General features: G+C 35.3%; 12 protein-coding genes and 1 other RNA gene. 1 reads left to right on the forward strand and 12 read right to left on the reverse strand.

Going from position 1 to position 19,021, the window contains the following annotated elements; genetic code table 11:
- Positions 1-202: 202 nt before the first annotated feature.
- The 9 genes from VB796_RS01690 to VB796_RS01730 all read right to left on the reverse strand — a co-directional run bounded on the left by VB796_RS01690 (position 203) and on the right by VB796_RS01730 (position 14,124).
- A complete protein-coding gene (locus tag VB796_RS01690; RefSeq protein ID WP_323344774.1) occupies positions 203-3,322 on the reverse strand; it encodes a choice-of-anchor E domain-containing protein in 3,120 nt (1,039 codons plus the stop codon).
- A 332-nt stretch (positions 3,323-3,654) separates the two neighbouring features.
- Positions 3,655-4,989 carry a proprotein convertase P-domain-containing protein gene (locus VB796_RS01695; protein WP_323344775.1) on the reverse strand — a complete coding sequence of 445 codons (1,335 nt, stop codon included), beginning with the start codon at positions 4,987-4,989 and terminating at the stop codon, positions 3,655-3,657.
- Positions 4,990-5,188: 199 nt separating this feature from the next.
- Positions 5,189-8,107 (reverse strand): hypothetical protein, encoded by a 2,919-nt coding sequence (locus VB796_RS01700; RefSeq protein WP_323344776.1) that lies wholly within the window; start codon positions 8,105-8,107, stop codon positions 5,189-5,191.
- 716 nt (positions 8,108-8,823) lie between these two features.
- On the reverse strand, positions 8,824-9,513 hold the full coding sequence (gene trmD, locus VB796_RS01705; protein ID WP_323344777.1) for a tRNA (guanosine(37)-N1)-methyltransferase TrmD: 690 nt from the start codon (positions 9,511-9,513) through the stop codon (positions 8,824-8,826).
- 112 nt (positions 9,514-9,625) lie between these two features.
- Complete coding sequence (rimM, locus tag VB796_RS01710) at positions 9,626-10,153, reverse strand: ribosome maturation factor RimM (protein ID WP_323344778.1); 528 nt, start codon at positions 10,151-10,153, stop codon at positions 9,626-9,628.
- A gap of 140 nt (positions 10,154-10,293) precedes the next feature.
- Complete coding sequence (locus VB796_RS01715) at positions 10,294-10,833, reverse strand: 30S ribosomal protein S16 (protein ID WP_323344779.1); 540 nt, start codon at positions 10,831-10,833, stop codon at positions 10,294-10,296.
- A gap of 261 nt (positions 10,834-11,094) precedes the next feature.
- Positions 11,095-11,474, reverse strand: an RNA gene (rnpB, locus tag VB796_RS01720) — RNase P RNA component class A.
- A gap of 89 nt (positions 11,475-11,563) precedes the next feature.
- Entirely contained in the window at positions 11,564-13,003 is a 1,440-nt protein-coding gene (locus VB796_RS01725; protein ID WP_323344780.1) for a DUF4403 family protein, read from the reverse strand.
- A gap of 137 nt (positions 13,004-13,140) precedes the next feature.
- The gene (locus VB796_RS01730; protein ID WP_323344781.1) at positions 13,141-14,124 is read right to left on the reverse strand and encodes a DUF2027 domain-containing protein; all 984 of its coding nucleotides are present in this window, start codon (positions 14,122-14,124) and stop codon (positions 13,141-13,143) included.
- Positions 14,125-14,203: 79 nt separating this feature from the next.
- Here VB796_RS01730 and VB796_RS01735 point away from each other — a divergent pair, with 79 nt between their 5' ends.
- Positions 14,204-15,097, forward strand: a complete 894-nt coding sequence (locus tag VB796_RS01735; RefSeq protein ID WP_323344782.1) for an Rpn family recombination-promoting nuclease/putative transposase — start codon at positions 14,204-14,206, stop codon at positions 15,095-15,097.
- 118 nt (positions 15,098-15,215) lie between these two features.
- Here VB796_RS01735 and VB796_RS01740 read toward each other — a convergent pair whose 3' ends face one another.
- From VB796_RS01740 to fabG, 3 genes are all read right to left on the reverse strand, one after another.
- Positions 15,216-15,641 (reverse strand): SMI1/KNR4 family protein, encoded by a 426-nt coding sequence (locus VB796_RS01740; RefSeq protein ID WP_323344783.1) that lies wholly within the window; start codon positions 15,639-15,641, stop codon positions 15,216-15,218.
- Positions 15,642-15,663: 22 nt separating this feature from the next.
- On the reverse strand, positions 15,664-17,745 hold the full coding sequence (locus VB796_RS01745; RefSeq protein ID WP_323344784.1) for a VWA domain-containing protein: 2,082 nt from the start codon (positions 17,743-17,745) through the stop codon (positions 15,664-15,666).
- Positions 17,746-17,849: 104 nt separating this feature from the next.
- Positions 17,850-18,596: a 3-oxoacyl-[acyl-carrier-protein] reductase gene (fabG, locus tag VB796_RS01750; protein ID WP_323344785.1), complete on the reverse strand. Its 747-nt coding sequence runs from the start codon at positions 18,594-18,596 to the stop codon at positions 17,850-17,852.
- Positions 18,597-19,021: the final 425 nt, after the last annotated feature.

The following is a 19,021-nucleotide window of genomic DNA, read 5'->3' on the forward strand; positions in this document are numbered from 1 at the left end:
TGGGCTTTTCAAAAAAAGTGCCAAATCAGATTTTCACTTTTGGAGGAAACCTAAGAAACAATTTTCCGACTTGTTGCTTCTGGATAAATATGAACTAAATCTGTTTGGAGTTGATAAAATTATCCTCCTCCTTCAATACAATTTTAAAATCAAAAAAGACTCAACCATTAGCGTTAAGTCTTTTTAAATTTCAAATGATAGCTTAATTAATTTTCACTTTTAAATCTAAACACTTGAATGGTTCACATTCAAAAACACAACTCTTTGGATTTAATGTAACCATCCTATCAGTGAAACAAGAATTATTTCCGTTATAAACTCTGATGGTGTATTGTTTAGCAGCAGTTGGATTTGCCAGATTTAATAGGCTACCTCCTCCTCCACTTACTGACATAGCAGATGAGTATGTTCCTGTGCCAGAAAAAGTTGAGCCTTCTACTATTTCATACTTATCACCATTAACTACACTAAAATTTATCTTGCCATTGTTATTAGCTGTTGTTCCATTACAAGTTGCTTGTGTTACGGTTGCGGTAATTGTAGGTTTTACACATTCTACCACTACATTAACGGTAGCGGTTGCCATACAAGTCCCTGTACTTGTAACAGTTACTGTATAAACACCTGTCATTAAACTCGTTGATGAATTTATCGTAGGATTTTGTAAAGTTGAACTAAAACTATTTGGGCCTGTCCAAGCATAACTTGTACCACCTGTTGAACTGGATGTTAAAGTAATTGAACCTCCTTCGATAACGGGTGAATTACTGCTGGCGGTAACGGCAGTTGGAGGAGTACAAGTTGGTGTACTTGCTGTCACTGAAACTGAAGTCGTAGCGGTTGCCATACAAGTCCCTGTACTTGTAACAGTTACTGTATAAATACCTGTCATTAAACTCGTTGATGAATTTATCGTAGGGTTTTGTAAAGTTGAGCTAAAACTATTTGGACCTGTCCAAGCATAACTTGTACCACCTGTTGAACTGGATGTTAAAGTAATTGAACCTCCTTCGATAACGGGTGAATTACTGCTGGCAGTAACGGCAGTTGGGGGAGTACAAGTTGCACTACAAGTATAAGTATATTCAACACTTGCATAAGCATAAGCTTTGGTATTCTGTTTTGTACGTAAATTACCTCCTCCACCAGTTGTTGTTATTCCATTCATAGTAGTTGCAGATAATGGTAAATTTCCTGTTCCTATAAATTGAGCCAAATCAGTTGGAGTTGTATAAGTAACGCTATCTTTATTAAAGAACGTCTTTGTTGGGATGTAAAATATGTCATCATCATTTGTGGCAACTCCTGTGGCAAGCGTTACCCAGCGAGCATCAGTTATTGGAGATACACCATAAATATCTGCCATGTATGGGCTTAACCAACTTTGCATACCTGCTAAAGTGGATAATACTAAAGATGGAGGTTCTGTCATATCTCCACCATAAGAACCTGACGCTCCAACAGTAATTCCAGCAGGCAAAGTAATAGAAGTTGTTCCTGTTGAATAATTATTGATTTCATCTAATATTATACTTGAACCAAAATCTATAATAGAATTCGTATTTAGGCTAAGTCTAAAACTTGCAGCTGTTGCCGCAGTATTCTCTGTGAGGCTATTGGTTGCTTGAAGCATTCCATATTTCAATTCAACTTTTGTTAAAGTACGAGTACCACCTCCAGTATCAAATTGTGGAATTATAAGAGGTTCTGCATTTAAATCTGTTAATTGAAATGGTGTTTGGAATGAATAACTTACTGTTTGAGGTGTACCTGAACAAGTTGCAACGGCACAAGAACCAGAATCAGTAATAGTAACAGTGGTAGTACAAGTTGAATTATTTTTATCCGTTAATGTCAATATTATATTTCCATTACCAGCAGAGCCATTAGGCGTTCTAAGTGGAGTTGGATAGGCGTAACTCAAACTATCCGTGGGATTTCCATTTTGAAGTGTAACATTTATCGGATTTCCAGCCTGAGTTGCAGTTAAAATAAATTTTGTCCCAATACTTCCACCTGATGGTGTTAAAAAAAATGTCATATAATCGTCTGTCGCTAAACTTAATGTTGCATTATCATGACAAGATATATCACTTACAGCTCCTGATATTGAACAGACTGGAGGCGGAGGTGTTGTACTACAACCCGCCGAAGAACTTACCGTAAAACTTGAAGCATTATTTCCAAAATTTGAATCAAAACTATTTCCTGCTGTATTTACATCATAGAACTTCATATTAGTACCAATGTAACTTCCCGATAAATTAATGGTACTTGTTCCACCTTTTACCAAGAAAGAGCCATCCGTTCCTGAGACTGTTTTATTGAGTATTAAATTATAGCCATCACCAATTTCAAAACCACTATTCAAAGTTCCAGGCCCATCAAAAGTTACATTACCATTCAACACTTTAATACAAGTGTTCGTTATAAACTCTTTACCAACTCCTTTATCACCAACTCTAAAGCTACAAGTGGTTGCTCCTGCCGCACCTGCTAAAGTGTTACATGGAAGTTGAAAATCACCATTGTTAATAAATGCTCCGTGATTGTTCATACTTCTATCCACAATAAAAACACCTGTTGCATTATTATTCAAATACCCTTCTTCATTTTCAAAATTGGCAAAGTGAATTGAACCGTCATTATTGATGGTAGCGTTGCTTCCCAACATAAAATTGGTTGTAGCAAGAGCGTTTACAATACCTGTTGATGTATTATTCAAAATGAAACTTCCGTTGACACCAATATTAGAGGTACTTGTAAAATTTATAGTGCCTTCATTATTAATGGTAATCCCATTGCCAAAACCACCTGTATGATTAAGCACTGCTCCTGGATGTATATTAATGATAGCATTGGGCGGTGTTCCATTCACGTTAAATCCGTTCCCCAAATTTAGTGTTCCATAAAGTTCTATTACTGTACCTGCTTGAAGGTTTCCTCCAAATGGTTGGTCCCAAACAACACCAGTTGCAAGGCAAATTTTATTACCACTTCCATTCATATTCCAGCCCAAATTAGACGTATTGGCAGTAATACAAAGTGTTTCATTCCCGTTAAAGTTAAAATTTGTCCCTCCTGAAGGTGCTGTATAAGTACAACTTGTACATTGAGCATAGGATTGAAAAACTACTCCATTGCTCAGTAACATGACAACCATCACGAATACAGAATGGTGAATCCATTTCGTTTTTCTTACATAAAAATCAAAGAGGAAGGAATCCTTAGTCTGAATAGATAGGATTTTAAAAATAAGTAATAAGCAGTAAGCTGCAAATGACCCTTTGGTTAGGGATTGATTTGTATAATCTTTCTTCATGGCGGTTGGAAAGAATTGTATTTTAAATATGACAGATCATTAAAAACTATAACCCATAGACTACTTATACAAATAGCATACCAAAATATCGTACCAGCCAACTATACGCACCTAACACACTGACCAACAGGCAATTAATGTAATATCAAATATTTAAACCAATAACTAAAAAATGGTTTCACTGAAAAGGAAATGCTTTTTTCAAAAAAAGTGCCAAAGAAAATTTAATGAATATGGTTTGACAGACTGTTTTATAAGTTTCAATTCGTTGACAAAAGAAAACCCCTAAACTCTAATCATAAAGTGGAGTTTAGGGAGGACTTTTAAAGTAGTTATTCTTGCTTTGAAATCTGCACTTTCATTTTAAAAGTGTTATTAGTGCTATCTTTTTCTTTATAAATGTGATTAGGGTCTATTTCAATTTCGAGTATATATTCACCTGATTTTAAGCCTTTGGGAAGTTGAATAAATTGTCCTTCGTAAAGCATTCCATAAGTATCATATCCTCCAACGCTTATGCCCTGTTTTTTAGATTTGCATTCTGTATAATTTCCTAAACCATAATTGCTTAAATTCTTTTCCCCGTAAACTTTCCCTTTCTCCTCGCACAAATTATCTCGATTGCTACAAACTCCAGAATCGAACAAACAATAACTAACTTTTCTACCTTTGGCGACCAACGTTTTCGTTTTCTTTCTCTTAGTGATTGTTTCTTTAACCAACCTAAATTCTACCCAATCATCCACATGGAAATGATTATGTCCAGGTTTATCATCAAAATAATTAGTGCCAGCCAGTCGGTCTTTAAAAGTTAGTTTATTTCCCTTTTTTGAGTAAATACGTTGATATACTTTTTGTCTTGCATACTTTCCATCAGCACATTTGGTCAATGAATCTACTTTTTCATCTCCACACAACCACTCACTCATACCATTTGTTTCCATCGGTCCGTCGCCAATATTACAAATTGAGGCTGCAAAATGAAGCTGTCCACCATAATAAGGGTCATCTTTGGGATATTCTTTTATTTGTTGTTCGGTAAACTTTTTCAGAATTATCAAATCAGGCAATAACTCACAATCTTTACTTTTGGTATCACATTTACATCCTTCTGGATTCTCAAATGAACAAGGACTTGCTTCTTGATTGGGCATTGGATTTTCGGTAAATTCTAAGGAAATATAATTTAACGTACCAACCTCCTCTTCTCTCAAATCGCTGATTAATAACTTCCAAGTACCATTTGGATTTTGTCCGTTATTCAAAAAACTAAACCTTCCATCTGGTATAAATTCGCCCTCAAAAGGAGCATTGGCTTGGTGTATATATCCCGAAAAACCATTAGAACGAAAGCACGTATTCATATAATCACGTCCATTGTCACGCCCATTTCTATTGGTCAACCAAATGCTTATTCCGCTTGGAGATATTAACTCAATTTTCAAATCAGAAGCTCTGGAATGAGTGATATTAAAACAAACTTTTGAAAGTCCAAAAGCTGAATTTATCAATTTGGGAAGCCCATTTATCTTAATATTAAAGGTATCAGGTCTAACAAAATTTTTGAAATCTCTTATACTTCCCCCATTTCCAATAAATTGTTGAGCATTTATTTGGGTACAAAACAAGATGCTAATCCATAAACAAATTCTACAAATTTTTATCATTACTACCAATTTTAGATTTACAGGGTTGCCAAAACAGTTACGAAGATATTGACAAATCTATTAAAATGCCTATCACTAAAACCTAAAAAGCTCAAATTAACATTTGAGCGTTTTAGGTTTTAGTGATACAGGAATTATTTTTTAGAATCAATCCCCCTTTCCTTTCCCGATATTTTGTATTTGCAAACAGATAATTTTCTTATTTTTTAATCTCTATTTTTAAAGGTAAACATTTTAATGGCTCACAAACAATTGAACAAATGGTTGTGTTAAGCACCACTGTTGCGTCAGTAAAACAAGTATTACTTCCATTAAATACTCTAATGGTATATTGTGTAGCTACAGATGGATTGGAAATACCCGTCAAACTACCTGCATTTACGACTAATGCAGCCGCAGTTCCATACGAAGCACCACTATAAGATGCCCCTTGTACGATACCATATTTGTCACCTACCGATGTAGTAAAACTAATTGAAGCATCATTATTTGCAGTATTAATAAAACAAGTAGCCTGCTTAACTTTTGGGGTTATTGTAGGTGCTGGCGATATTACAAGTGAAATATTTACGCTGGTTGATGATTTGCAATTATTTGTCAAATTATAAGATTCAACAGTATAAATTCCTGCTGTTGTGGGCGTGTATGACAATGTATTACTGGCAACCAATACTCCATTACTATTATACCAATTGGCACTTTCATTGTTTCCAACGGTAACGGTCAAAGGTGGTATGCTTGTATTTGAACAAACTACTTTATTACCTCCACTAACAGGTGCGGGTACATTTGGACAAGGACAGCTTGGACTCGTAACAGGAACATCAAGAATACAACCATTTAAAGTAGCTGTTAATACCACATTGGTACCTACGGCTATATTTGAAACTGTTTTGGCGGTATTATCAACACTACCTGAGCTTGACGAAACGATACCGTCACTACTAAAAGTTATGGTATATGTAGTTAAATCTGCCGAACATACTACGCTTGAAATACTTAGCGTTGGCTTTAGTTTTACCGTAACTGTTGAAGCCACAGTGCCTGTACAACTGCCTACCGTACAAGTTGCCGTGTAAATTTTGGTGGCACTCGGACTAACTGTTACACTCGCTCCTGCGGATAAACCATTATCCCAAGTAACTGTACCTGAGCAATTACTTACCGTCAAAGTGGTACTTGCTCCAACACATATTTCGGGACTATTCACCGTTGGAACAGGATTGGGATTGACCGTAACCGTTGAAGCCACAGTGCCTGTACAACTGCCTACCGTACAAGTTGCCGTGTAAATTTTGGTGGCACTCGGACTAACTGTTACACTCGCTCCTGCGGATAAACCATTATCCCAAGTAACTGTACCTGAACAATTACTTACCGTCAAAGTGGTACTTGCTCCAACACATATTTCGGGACTATTCACCGTTGGAACAGGATTGGGATTGACCGTAACTGTTGAAGCCACAGTGCCTGTACAACTGCCTACCGTACAAGTTGCCGTGTAAATTTTGGTGGCACTCGGACTAACCGTTACACTCGCTCCTGCGGATAAACCATTATCCCAAGTAACTGTACCTGAACAATTACCTACCGTTAAAGTCGTACTTGCTCCAGCACATATTTCGGGACTATTCACCGTTGGAACAGGATTGGGATTGACCGTAATGAGAGTAGTAGCAGAAGCAGTACATCCATTCGCTCCAGTTATCGTTACCGTATAAGTTCCTGTTGCATTGGTAGAAAGATTAGTGATTGTTGGATTTTGAACATTTGATGTAAATGAATTAGGGCCATTCCATACGTATGTGCCTCCGCCACCAGAAGTTAAAATTAGATTCAAACCAACACAAGTTGTCGCATTAGCCATAATTGTTGGCGTTGGTAAAGGATTAACCATAACCGAAGCCGTAGAAGTACCTATACAACCATTAGCATCAACTGCCGTTACACTATAAACACCTGCTTGCGATGCCGTAATAGCAGGAATCACAGGATTTTGGCTTGTTGAAGTAAACCCATTTGGACCAGTCCAAGTATAAGAATAAGGAGCAGTTCCATTGGCAGGTGTGATACCGATGTTAGCCGTTTTGCCTGCACAAACTATTGCATTTGTTCTGGTAAAAGCAAAATCGGGACAAGCGGTAAAATTAAAACCAGAAATACGGATAGCATGATTATCACTTGTTCCGTTAGTTGCCCCCTTTGCAGGTTGTGTTATTGTTCTTCCATCCGAGAGCATATATGTTCCTCCATTAGCCCACCAACTGTAAAAACTTGGATTTGCTTGTTCAGCAGCTCCATCATCTGGACCGTTAGAATAAGTAATATCTAATTGAGTAATAGCATCAGCGGTATTAACGGTGATAGTTCCCTTAACATCATCTGGTGTAAGATTGACCGAATTATTATTATAAACAGACCGTACCGTTTGTCCTACCTGAGTTGTTAAAGAACCTAAAGCCGAATAATTGACGGCTACATTACCAGTCATTCCAATGGCGGTCACCGTAACTTCATCTTGATATGAATTACCAGGTGATTCATACTGAGATAATGGTTGAGGAGAACCAGTCAAAGTTTGAGTTCTATCTTGTTGAAGTGTCCTTCCGTCAATATCTCCAATTGTAAAATTATCTAAGAATACTGGCTTAGAAAAAGTAAATCTAATGGTAACATCCTCTAAATGGGTAAAGGAATTCATGGCAAAAGTCAAATAATTCACGCCATACGCACCATTTGTCTGGGTAAAAAACGGATTACAGTCAGAATCCCAAGGGTCTAAAATATTTCCATTGCCAGTTACATTATCAACTTCCACATTTGCTCCATTCGGATAAGGCAAACAGCCATTTCCTGTATCAAATGGATTGGTGGTATAAGTATCAGGATCGCAATTTCTATTATTAGGGTCAATAATTGTCATGGTAACATTTACGCTACAACCTGTTCCACAACTAATTGTATAAGTTTTACTAACATCGGTTGCTGCCCATGTATTTCCAGAAGTTCCATTAAACCAAGCGAAAGTTCCCCCTTGTCCAAATGAAGAATTGGTAATCAATACAAATAATAAACTAAATAATACGGAGAGATAACGCTTGGGAAGGTAGAATGTCAACCTTAAAAATATTGAGTCAAATTTCTGTCTAAAAAGAATTAACCAGCGAATTGGTTTTATGAAGAATACATAAATTAGTCTCAAATTAAAGACACAATTCTTTAATTTCTTAAAATGAAGGGGTTTGCAAAATATTATAAAATTGCAAAAAGCAATATCCCGTTTCTCCTCTTTCTTCATGGCGGTTTGAAAGAATTATGATTGGTAAAATGAAGTGTCTAAATAAAAAAATTAAACTAATAAAACCTCAATTAATATGCCAAAAAGCCTTTTTACCTTACAATAAAGCGAATAATGTGATTATAATTTTATTAAACAACCATTAAAAAATCAGTATGTTCGAATATCTTGTTTTAAATAATAAGACAAAATAAAGCACAAGTTCCAACAATAGTAAATATCAATATTCTTCCATTGAAGTATGGTAAAACAAAAAAGCCCAACGTTATCAACGTCGAGCTTTCCGAATTATAATCCTTACTTTGTTTTTTCGTCATTCAAAATGATTTGTGTTTACACATTCTCAACACGTCATCAACAACACTAAATCATTATTTATTTGGGTGCCCTTCTTGAATATATTACATAATCAATTGGGAGTGCAATATAATATATTTGTTTGAAAAAAAAATATCAGATTAATAAATTTCTTGTTTAATTAATATAGATTTTATCAATTTATTGAGAATTTCATCAAAAAGTATCATATTTCATTTTTAAAACAAACCCGTTTTTCCTAATAAATCAGGTCTTCTAATTTTGGTACGTTCTATGGATTGTTCAAAACGCCATTCGTTAATTTTAGCTTCATGCCCCGACAAAAGTACCTCTGGAATTTTATTTCCTTCAAATTCAGCAGGACGAGTATAAACAGGTGGAGCTAAAAGATTATCTTGAAAAGAGTCTGTCAAAGCAGAGGTTTCATCATTCAAAACACCAGGAATCAAGCGAATAATGGCATCAGCACAAACAGCAGCCGCCAACTCTCCTCCAGAAAGCACATAATCACCAATAGAAATTTCTTTAGTAATAAACATATCTCTCACCCGTTGGTCAACTCCTTTATAATGTCCACAAAGAAAAATCAAATTTCCGCCTAAAGACAAACTATTGGCTGTTTGTTGATTGAAAGTTTCTCCATCAGGAGTCATATAAATAACTTCATCATACTCACGCTCACTTTGCAACTGACGGATACACTTGGCAATTGGCTCTGCAAGCATCACCATTCCTGCCCCACCACCAAAAGCATAATCATCAACTTGGCGGCTTTTTGTGGTAGTATAATCACGCAAATCATGTAAAACAACTTCTGCATGACCTGCTTCTTGTCCACGTTTTAGGATAGAATGTCCAAAAAAACTTTCCATCAATTTTGGCACTACTGAAATAATATCTATTCTCATGAAAAGAGTGAATGAGTGAATGCGTGAATGAGTGATTAAATGAAGCGTTTAAATTTCTCTATTTAATGATTTAATTCTCAATTCTATAATTCCCTCGTTCTTTTATCATTCATTAATCTTCTAAATAAACTTCTAATAAACCTTCTGGTAAATTAACATTTAATATTTTTTTATCTTTTTCTGCATTCAAGACAATTTCAGGAATTACAGGAACAAACACTTCTTTTCCTTTATAATCCATTACTAATAAATCTTGAGCTTGCATAGAATGGACAGTTTGTACTGTACCTAATTCACCCAAATTCTTGTCAATTACCTTAAAATCAATAATTTCATGATAATAAAATTGGTCTTTGTCCAATTCTGGCAATTCTTCTAAAGGTAAAAAAGCTTGAAGATTTATCATTCCTTCTGCTTTTTCAAAGGTATCAATATCTTCAAATTGAACAATAGCTCTATTTCCAGAAAGACGAAATGATTCCATAAAAAATGGCACTAATTCACCTCTTACTTCCAAAAATATACTTTCTAAATCTTCGTAATCTTCTGGAAAATCTACGTCAAGCCATAACACAAGCTCACCTCTTACTCCGTGAGTTTTTGTAATTTTCCCTAATTCAAAACAATTTTCTTTCGTCATTTTATAGTAGCACAGGTTTCCAACCTGTTGGGCATTGACAGGCAAAAAACCTGTTCTACATTAATATTCAAAAAAAAATGATACAAAACCACTTTAAAAGAGTCTTGTATCATTTCTTAAAATCTTATTTTTTAGAAAAACTATTCAGCCGATTCTGCTGGAGCTTCTGCATCTGCAACTGGTGCTTCAACTTCAGCCTCAACCTCTGCAACTGGCTCTTCTACAGTGTTTTTCTTAGCAATTGCGGCAGCACGAGCAGCGTTAATTTCTGTTTCTCTTGCCATACGAGCTGCTTTTTCAGCACCTTTAGCTGCATCCAATGAATCAGTTTTACCTGTAATCTTAGCGTCTTTAGTTACTTTCCAGTCAGCAAATTTAGTGTCAGCAATTTCTTGAGAGATTGCACCTTTGTTAACACCAACTTGTAAGTGTTTTTTCAATAAAACACCTTTATATGACAAAATTGCACGAGTAGTATCAGTAGGTTGCGCACCATTCATAATCCATCTCAAAGCAGTTTCTTCATTCAAATTGATTGAAGCTGGGTTTGTGTTTGGATTATAAGTACCGATTTTTTCGATGAATTTACCGTCACGTGGAGCTCTTGCGTCAGCTACTACGATGTCATACATCGCTAATTTTTTACGTCCACGACGTGCTAATCTAATTTTAACAGCCATCTGTTATTTACGTTTTAGTGAAGGAACCCGTCCTTCGGTTATGGTAATTGTAAATTGGAGTGCAAAGATAGTGAAAAATAAGGAGTTGGCAAGACGTTCCAATAATTATTTAATTAAAAAACAAAAGACTTGAGATTGCGTAAAAAGTATTAAGTATTAAGTCTTATGAAAAGCCTCCAAATTTTACGCTATAACTTAGCATCGTACTTAGGACTGAAGACTTCATACTTTGGACTTTTACACAACTCCAAGTCTGAATATTTAGAAAACAAATCTATAAGCCGGATTCTGTCATTTTTAGATATTTCACTAAAAAGTCTTATCATTTATCTCGACGCACCGTCACCGATACGCTCTATCGACCTACCCACTGACATCAGGCGAGCAGCCCTACAACTGTCAGCCTATTTGGTCTTTCAACACGTGAGGTTTACATACGCCCTGTTTGTCACCAAACAAGCGGTAGTCTCTTACTCTACCTTTTCACCCTTACCAAACCGAAGTTTGGCGGTAATTTTCTGTTGCACTTGCTGTTATCAATTCGTCTCCAAATTAATACCTTCCCGTTAGGAAGCACGCTGCTCTACGTTGTCCAGACTTTCCTCCCTTGATTGCTCAAAGGCGATAAGATGATTTATTTTCTACTGCAAAAGTAGTCATGAGTTATGAGTAAAGCGTCATTATTTTCAAAAATTCGATAATTTGAAGCATCAATCTCACAATCTCTAACTCACAATCCATCAATTTTAATGTCTAATTTACCCTTCGCATTAATTACGGCAATAATAGAATTAGGTGTTAAATAGACTTTATCTGGCGTTAAATCAACAACACTTCCATTAAGTGTAACTCCTTTTGAAACGGGTTTATTCAAGTTTGCTTGTACTTGTTTTTTCATTTCGTCAATTTGTCCTCCGATATTAAAAGTCATGGATTCTTTCATATTTTTGGCGAATTTTCCTTGAAAAAACCAGTTTGCGGTACTCACTAAAACGTTTTTAGTTTTCAAGTCATAATCAAAATTGTCTAAGAAAACGGATTTAGTGGCAGGGTCGTAAGCGGGCGTTCCTTTGAAGTAGATTTTCCCATTAATACTTCCCGAGAGTCCAGATTTAATAACCATTTTATCACCGTCTCCATAAATATCAATGTCAGTTACTTTAACATTATATTTTCCATCTTTAAAGGAAAAATTTTGTCCTACCAAAGTATCTCCTGTGAGCTTTGCTGCTTCTGAAAGAGGAATCTCAGCAATAATTCCCACTTGAAAATCATCAGGAATCTGCGAAACTAATTTCAAATCAGGAACAGTTGTTACGGGTAAATAAGTCGGTTTTACCCCTGTTATTGTTTCGGTAAACGCTTTAATACCAATGGTTGCTTTTATCTTATTATTAACCGTCGTCAGCGGGGTCATTTGTAATTCTGTTGGTGTAACTTTCAACCATGTCTTGTATTTTTCAGAAAGTAAATACGGTTGCATGGCGGTATTCCAAGCTTGAACGATGTACTTTTTTATTTCTACATTTTTACGAACGGCATCATCCAAAGCTTTCAAAATAGCATCTTGCTTTGAATTTAGAGCCTTTTCAACTAAACCTGTCACAGGAATTTCTACGCCTGCTAAACGAACCGTTGGTTTTTTGACCCATTCATAACCGATTGGAAAACTCTGTACTGAGGCTTCCCAGTTGGGAGCAATTGCGAATTTTGTTCCAAATTTTACTTTAAAATCAAAGTTTAATTCCTGCGGAGGAATTGATATTCCCATTACTTTATATCCCACTTTTGCCCAAACTTTTAATGGAACGGTAAAAGTAAATGTTTCATTTTGAGCAGTTACCGAAATAGCTTCTTTCTTAAATACTTTGCACATGAAGTTGTCATAATTATTATCCTCCATGCTGTTATCTTCAAAAACTAAATCTTTCACATTAACATTGATTTGACGTTCAACGTCTGCCATCGTAATTTCAAAGGGGATTCCGATGGTTGAAACATTTTTTTCCACTTGTTTTCCTTTATAAATATATGATTCTTTTGGGGCTTCTGGATTGGCATTAGTGCCGTTTGTTGCACCTCCACTGGAAGAAGTTGTACTTGGGCTTGAAGAACTGGCACAGCCTTGTAAAATTATGACCGAGATTAGAGCAATTAGGGTATGTTTCATTGTTGTGATAATAAATAATCTTTCTTTTAAGTAACGATTAACCGTAAAATTAGGTATAAATATGAATGATAAATACGGAATGGTCTATAAAAAAACATCCCAAAAATTTGAAATTTTCGGGATGTTTAATGGTCAAATTACTTTATTTTTACTTTCGTTGCTCCATATCCAAATTTGTCTTTTTGGGCATCTTCAAAATATTGAACATTTTTATTGCCTGAAAGTCTTTTATGAATAGCATCACGCAAAACGCCATTCCCGACCCCATGAATGAATGTAATTTCGTCCATTCCATTGGCTATTGCCGCTTCAAACTGACGTTCAAAAGTACCCATTTGCAAAGTAAGCATTTCTGCATTGGTCATCGCCCATGAGTCCTTCGTCAAAACTTCAATGTGTAAATCAATCGACAATGAAGGCTTTGAAGGTAATTTCATCGGTTCAGGTGCTTCTTTTTCAAACATCTGTTCAATGATTTTATCAGGGTCAATTTTAAAACTTACTGGATTTACAGAATCCTCTGCATCTAATTGAAAAAGATGAGCATCTTGATTCAACAAGGGAGCTTTAGATTTGTTCTTGAAAAAAGTATTGACTCTAAATTTCAATCGTTTAATAATCGGGTCGGGCAATTTCATGAATGCCAAACGGAAATAAAAGGCTTGAAAAACAAACGTTCCCCAGTCTTCAAAATCCTTCACCAAAACATTTTGTACTTTAATGAAAGTTTTAGGTTTCAAAACGCCAGCCGCCAAACCTTTATGATGTGGGTCTGAACCAACCGAAAGCATAAATGGAATATCCCAGTCTGTATTATTGATAAGATGTTGCGACAATTCACGGTCGTTTACAGGCACAAAAGCCATATAAACCCCACGATTTGCCAAAATTTCATTGGTCGGTAAACGACGGTCAATATTTTGTTGTGGTTCAAATCTGGCAACAGGAGTAGGATTAAAAACCTTCTGCTCCATTTCACTGATAATCACCACGTCAGAAGTCTTTACGGGAATCGTAAAACCATCTTCAATTTCTATTTCTAAAAGCCCATTGGCTAATATTTTTGTAACAATTCCTTCCTCACGACCTCGCATGAGACGTACTCTATCTCCTATATTCATAATGTTATATGTGTAATTGGACAGCGAAATTAAGACAGTTTGTAGATTTTTTATTAATTCTCGGAATAATATACATCCTATGAATCAAATTAATAATCCCCACGATAAGTTTTTCAGAGAAACCTTCTCTCGTTTAGAAGTCGCCCAAAGTTTTATAGAAGAAGTTTTTCCGCTTGAACTACGAGAAAGACTAAACATTTCCGCTCTTAAAAGAGTCAACGATTCCTTTACAGATAATGAATTAGAAGAACATTTAGCTGACATCGTTTATCAAACAGATTTTGCAGGACAAAAGACCTTGGTAACACTCTTATTTGAACATAAATCTTACGTTCACAAATATCCACATCTGCAATTATTGCAGTATATTCTCAATATTTGGAAAGAAGAACGAAAGCAGAAAAAGAAGTTATCGGTAGTTATTCCCATCATTATTCATCATGGAGAAGGTACTTGGAAATATAAATCTATGAAAAGTTACTTCAAAGGTTTGCATCCTTCTTTGGAGAAATTCATTCCAGATTTTGATTATTTACTGTTTACACTCGACAAAATTGAAGATAGTCAAATTGCTAATTTCCAGAATTTATTGCTAAGTATGACAACCATGCTACTCAAACATAGTCATGATAAAGAAGATGAGTTTTTGAGATTATCGTCCTTTTGGGCAGAAAAACTCAATCGTTTGGATGCCGACAAACAATTAGAATTTATCAAAACCGTTTTCTACTATATCGAAACGGCTTTGAACTTGACACAAGCCAATTTAACTCCTATATTTACAGAAGTTTCAACAAACGTAAACAAAATTGCCATGACGATTGCAGATCAGATTAGGGAAGATAATACTTTTAATCACGTAAAAGGATTAATTGAAAAAGGTTTAGATGCAAATTTCATTGCTGATGCCTTTAAGTTGCCTGTTCAAAAAATTGAGGATTATATAAAACGAATCAAATCAACTTCTAATTGATATTGTCATCATGATTGCAGACGAAATATATTACAAAATCTAAAAATTGTACTGTAAATGAAATTCAAAAGAGCATAAAAAGACTCAAACAAATAATGTTTGAGTCTTTTATCATTAACTATACAAACCATTCCTTTCCATCCTCTACTCTTTCGATGAAATCAGTAAATGAGTCTCCAATTTTTATATGATACTGTTTATCTAAATCAATTAACGGGGAAAGTACAATTCTAAATGTATCCTCATTTAATTTTTCGATAGCAATAAATTCACCTCCCAAATTTGTACCAATACCTAATATTTTCGGTAGGTATTCAAAAATTTCATACTGTAAGTTATTGTCAACTACTTCTTCCAACCCCCATAGTTGGAGACATTCTTGTCCTACTGAGTTTTCAAATACCGTATAATTTTCAATGAAAAATTTATAGTCATTCGGAATTTGAAACCCTATGATATTTTCTATTTGTAAAATTGCATTTCGGGGAATATTAGTCCTTTTGATAGTATTATACCTTTCAAAGAAGTCTTGTATTTTTTTCATATTCAATAACAGTTTCAAAAAATCAATACCCTCCCAAATACTTCCGCATCACCCATTCTGCCGTTAAAAGTGCCAGAATTACAAAGAAAATCCAACGTAAGTTTATCATTTCTTTCAAGTCTTCGGTGGCATCTATTTTCTCAGGAACTTTATGATTTAAAATGGTCTTTTTGATTTCTTCAAATTGATTATTCTTGAAAAACTTCCCTCCTGTTTTGGTAGAAAGTTGACGTAAACCATCAAAATCTGCCGTTAGATTTAAGTTTTCTAATTGAACATCTTTAATAACAAATTCACCTGCCGAAAGTTCTGCTTTACCCAAAACAGTCGTACTCGCACGGTAGCGATATACGCCCGCAGGAAGTGAACTAATTTCAAATTTGGTATTATCAGGAGAAGTCGAATAACTAAAATTACGAGCGACACCTTTTTCGTCTTTGATTTCTAATTTGATAGGTAAATTATACAATTTCTCGTAAATGGCATTGTAAATTTCTGTTTCAAAAACTACTTTTTCTCCTAATAAAAACTCGGTATTGATTGGATAAACTCGTAATTTTCGTTTATCGTCTTTGGCAGAAATAAATTGTAAAACCTTCAATACTACGTCATCGACAACTTCCTGTTTATCAGTCAATTGATATTCTTCTAAACGCCAAGCCCAAAGTCCTTCACCCGTAAATATTGCCGATTTCTTCGCTCCTGTATTTACTACAAAAAGTGGCTTTTGCGTTTGTACTGAACCTACTTTTTGATAAAGAATTACTTCGGAATTTGGCAAAAGTTTAAACTCTCCAAATGGGACAGAAATCTGCGGTAATTTATTGATTAACTGCATTTTTTCTGTTTCAAAATTCAAAGATTTAAAAGCCTGATTATAAGCTCCTGTAACTTTATCGCTTTGTCCAGCCTGTGAACTTATTTGCATTACTTGGTTCAGTTGATTCAAATAACTTGTACCCGACTGATTGCCCAAAACAAACATTGTTGGCGTTCCTTTGTCGATAATTGGCTTGAAAATATTTGAATAAGAGTTGAAATAATCAGGGAGTTGATGAAGAATCAACAAATCATACGGTTTTGACGCAACGTCGGGATTTGGATTTTCCGTCAAAACTTTAATATCTAATTCGTAATTCTCATTTTTTTCAATGATACTTTTCAATGCTTTTATGTCAGGGTGCGGAGCGAGAGCAAGCAAAAGAATTTTCTCTTTTCCATCAATAACCTCCACGTAGAGGTCTTGACGATTGTTTCTGCTCGAAAATTCACCTCCTAAAACATCGGTTTCGACAACCAAATGTTGTACGCCAATTTGATTAGCAGTTGTGTTAAAAGTAACCGTTTTTAAATCGTCATTCTGCTTGAAAACAAGCGTTTGTTTATCCAAAACCTTACCACCCTGTTTCAAATACACATTTGTACTTTTACCAGAAAAGCCAAAAGCCGAAACATCAGCTTGTACAGGAAATTTATTCCCTAAGTAAGCCACTTTATTGGCATAAACGGATTTAACTGCAATATCTTTTTTAGGAATGGTATCACCTAAACCAACAGTATGAACGGCAAAATTGAAACTATTTGAAGCAGGTGAAACACCTTGATTGGCAATACCATCGGAAATTAACAGAACGTCCGTTAAGTTTTCTCCTTCAAAGGCATTTTTTACGCCCGACAGTAACCCAGAAAGGTCTGTTGTCTTTTTATTAAATTTCAGATTTTCAAGACTTTGATTCGTTTCGTCATCTAAAGAAGCAAATGCAATATTATATTCTTCTGATTTTAAATCTTCTTTCAATTTATTCAAATTAGCCACTAAATCAGTAAGATTTTTTTGCCCCGAAACCAACATAGATTGCGAATTATCTAAAGCAATCACGACTGTTTTCTTCTGAACAGTCTGCGTGATTTGACGAATCAAAAAGTTCAATAGTAAAAGACAAAGCAAACTTACCGATACGAACCGAAAGGCACTCATCAGATAGTTTTGTGTCTTTGACCAATTTGTGTTTTTTTGATAAAGTGCAAAAGCATACAAGCCACCCGCCAATAAACAAAGAGGAATAAACCAAGGAGAAGATTGAAAAAGAAAATCGAATTTCATAGTTACAGTTATCAGTAAACAATTATCAGTTATCAGTAAAACAAAAGTAGTCAATAAACAGTCGTTAGAGAATCTGACAACTGTTTACTGATAACTGACAACTGCTAAGTAAGCATTCCGCCATCAACTTGAAGCACTTGCCCAGTGATGTAACGAGACATATCAGAAGCTAAGAAAACGCAAGCGTCTGCTACTTCTTCTGGTTGTCCTCCACGCTTCAAAGGAATAGATTTTGTCCATTCTTCCGTAGCAGCGTGATTAAGTTCGCCAGTCATTTCGGTTTCAATAAAACCTGGTGCAATGGCATTTGAACGAATATTTCTTGAGCCTAATTCTAAAGCGACAGATTTGGTAAAACCAATAATACCTGCTTTTGAAGCCGCATAATTAGCTTGCCCAGCATTACCACGAATACCAACAACGGAAGTTAAATTGATAATTGAACCAGATTTGGCTTTCATCATTGGCTTTGTAGCCGCTTTTGTCAGGTTAAATACTGATTTTAGATTTACTTGAATAACGGTATCCCATTGTTCTTCGGACATACGCATCAACAAACCATCTTTCGTGATTCCTGCATTATTTATCAATACATCTATTGTGCCAAAATCAGCAATCACCGAATTCATCAATTCTTCGGCTTGCTTATAATCTGACGCATCAGAACGATAGCCCTTTGCTTTAACGCCCAAAGCTGCCAATTCTGATTCAAGAGCCTGTCCTTTTTCAACCGAAGAAAGGTACGTGAAGGCTACATTTGCACCTTGTTGAGCCATTTTGAAAGCAATTGACCTTCCTATTCCTCTTGAAGCCCCAGTTACTAAAACGACCTTATTCTGTAATAATGCCATAGATTTGTTTATTATTTCGTTGGTTAAAATTTCTTTCAGAACTCAAATTTAGCAGAACCGTGTAAGACGGCAAAATTAGAGGATGCAGTTTAGAGGTTAGCGTTTAGACAAGTGAACGAACTATTCCTATAATCACCTACAAATCAATAACTTGCAATTATAAATACCCATTTTCCAGTAAAAAGTAATTTTTGGATAAAATTACGACTCGTTTATTCAACCTAAAATCCAAAATCATTTTCACACTTTATTATACTCATCATACATTTCGATTTCTTCCAGAAATGACAACTCATCTGTTAGAAAATTTTTTCGGAATTATGTACTTAAAAATGCAAATGCAAATTTGACCCAAATTAACCGCTGACGGGGTGAAAAACCGCCGTCAGGGTCTTCTTCCGTAACCCTGACGGCGGTTTTTCACC

It is taken from the genome of Arcicella sp. LKC2W (assembly GCF_034931005.1).
Taxonomy (GTDB): domain Bacteria; phylum Bacteroidota; class Bacteroidia; order Cytophagales; family Spirosomataceae; genus Arcicella.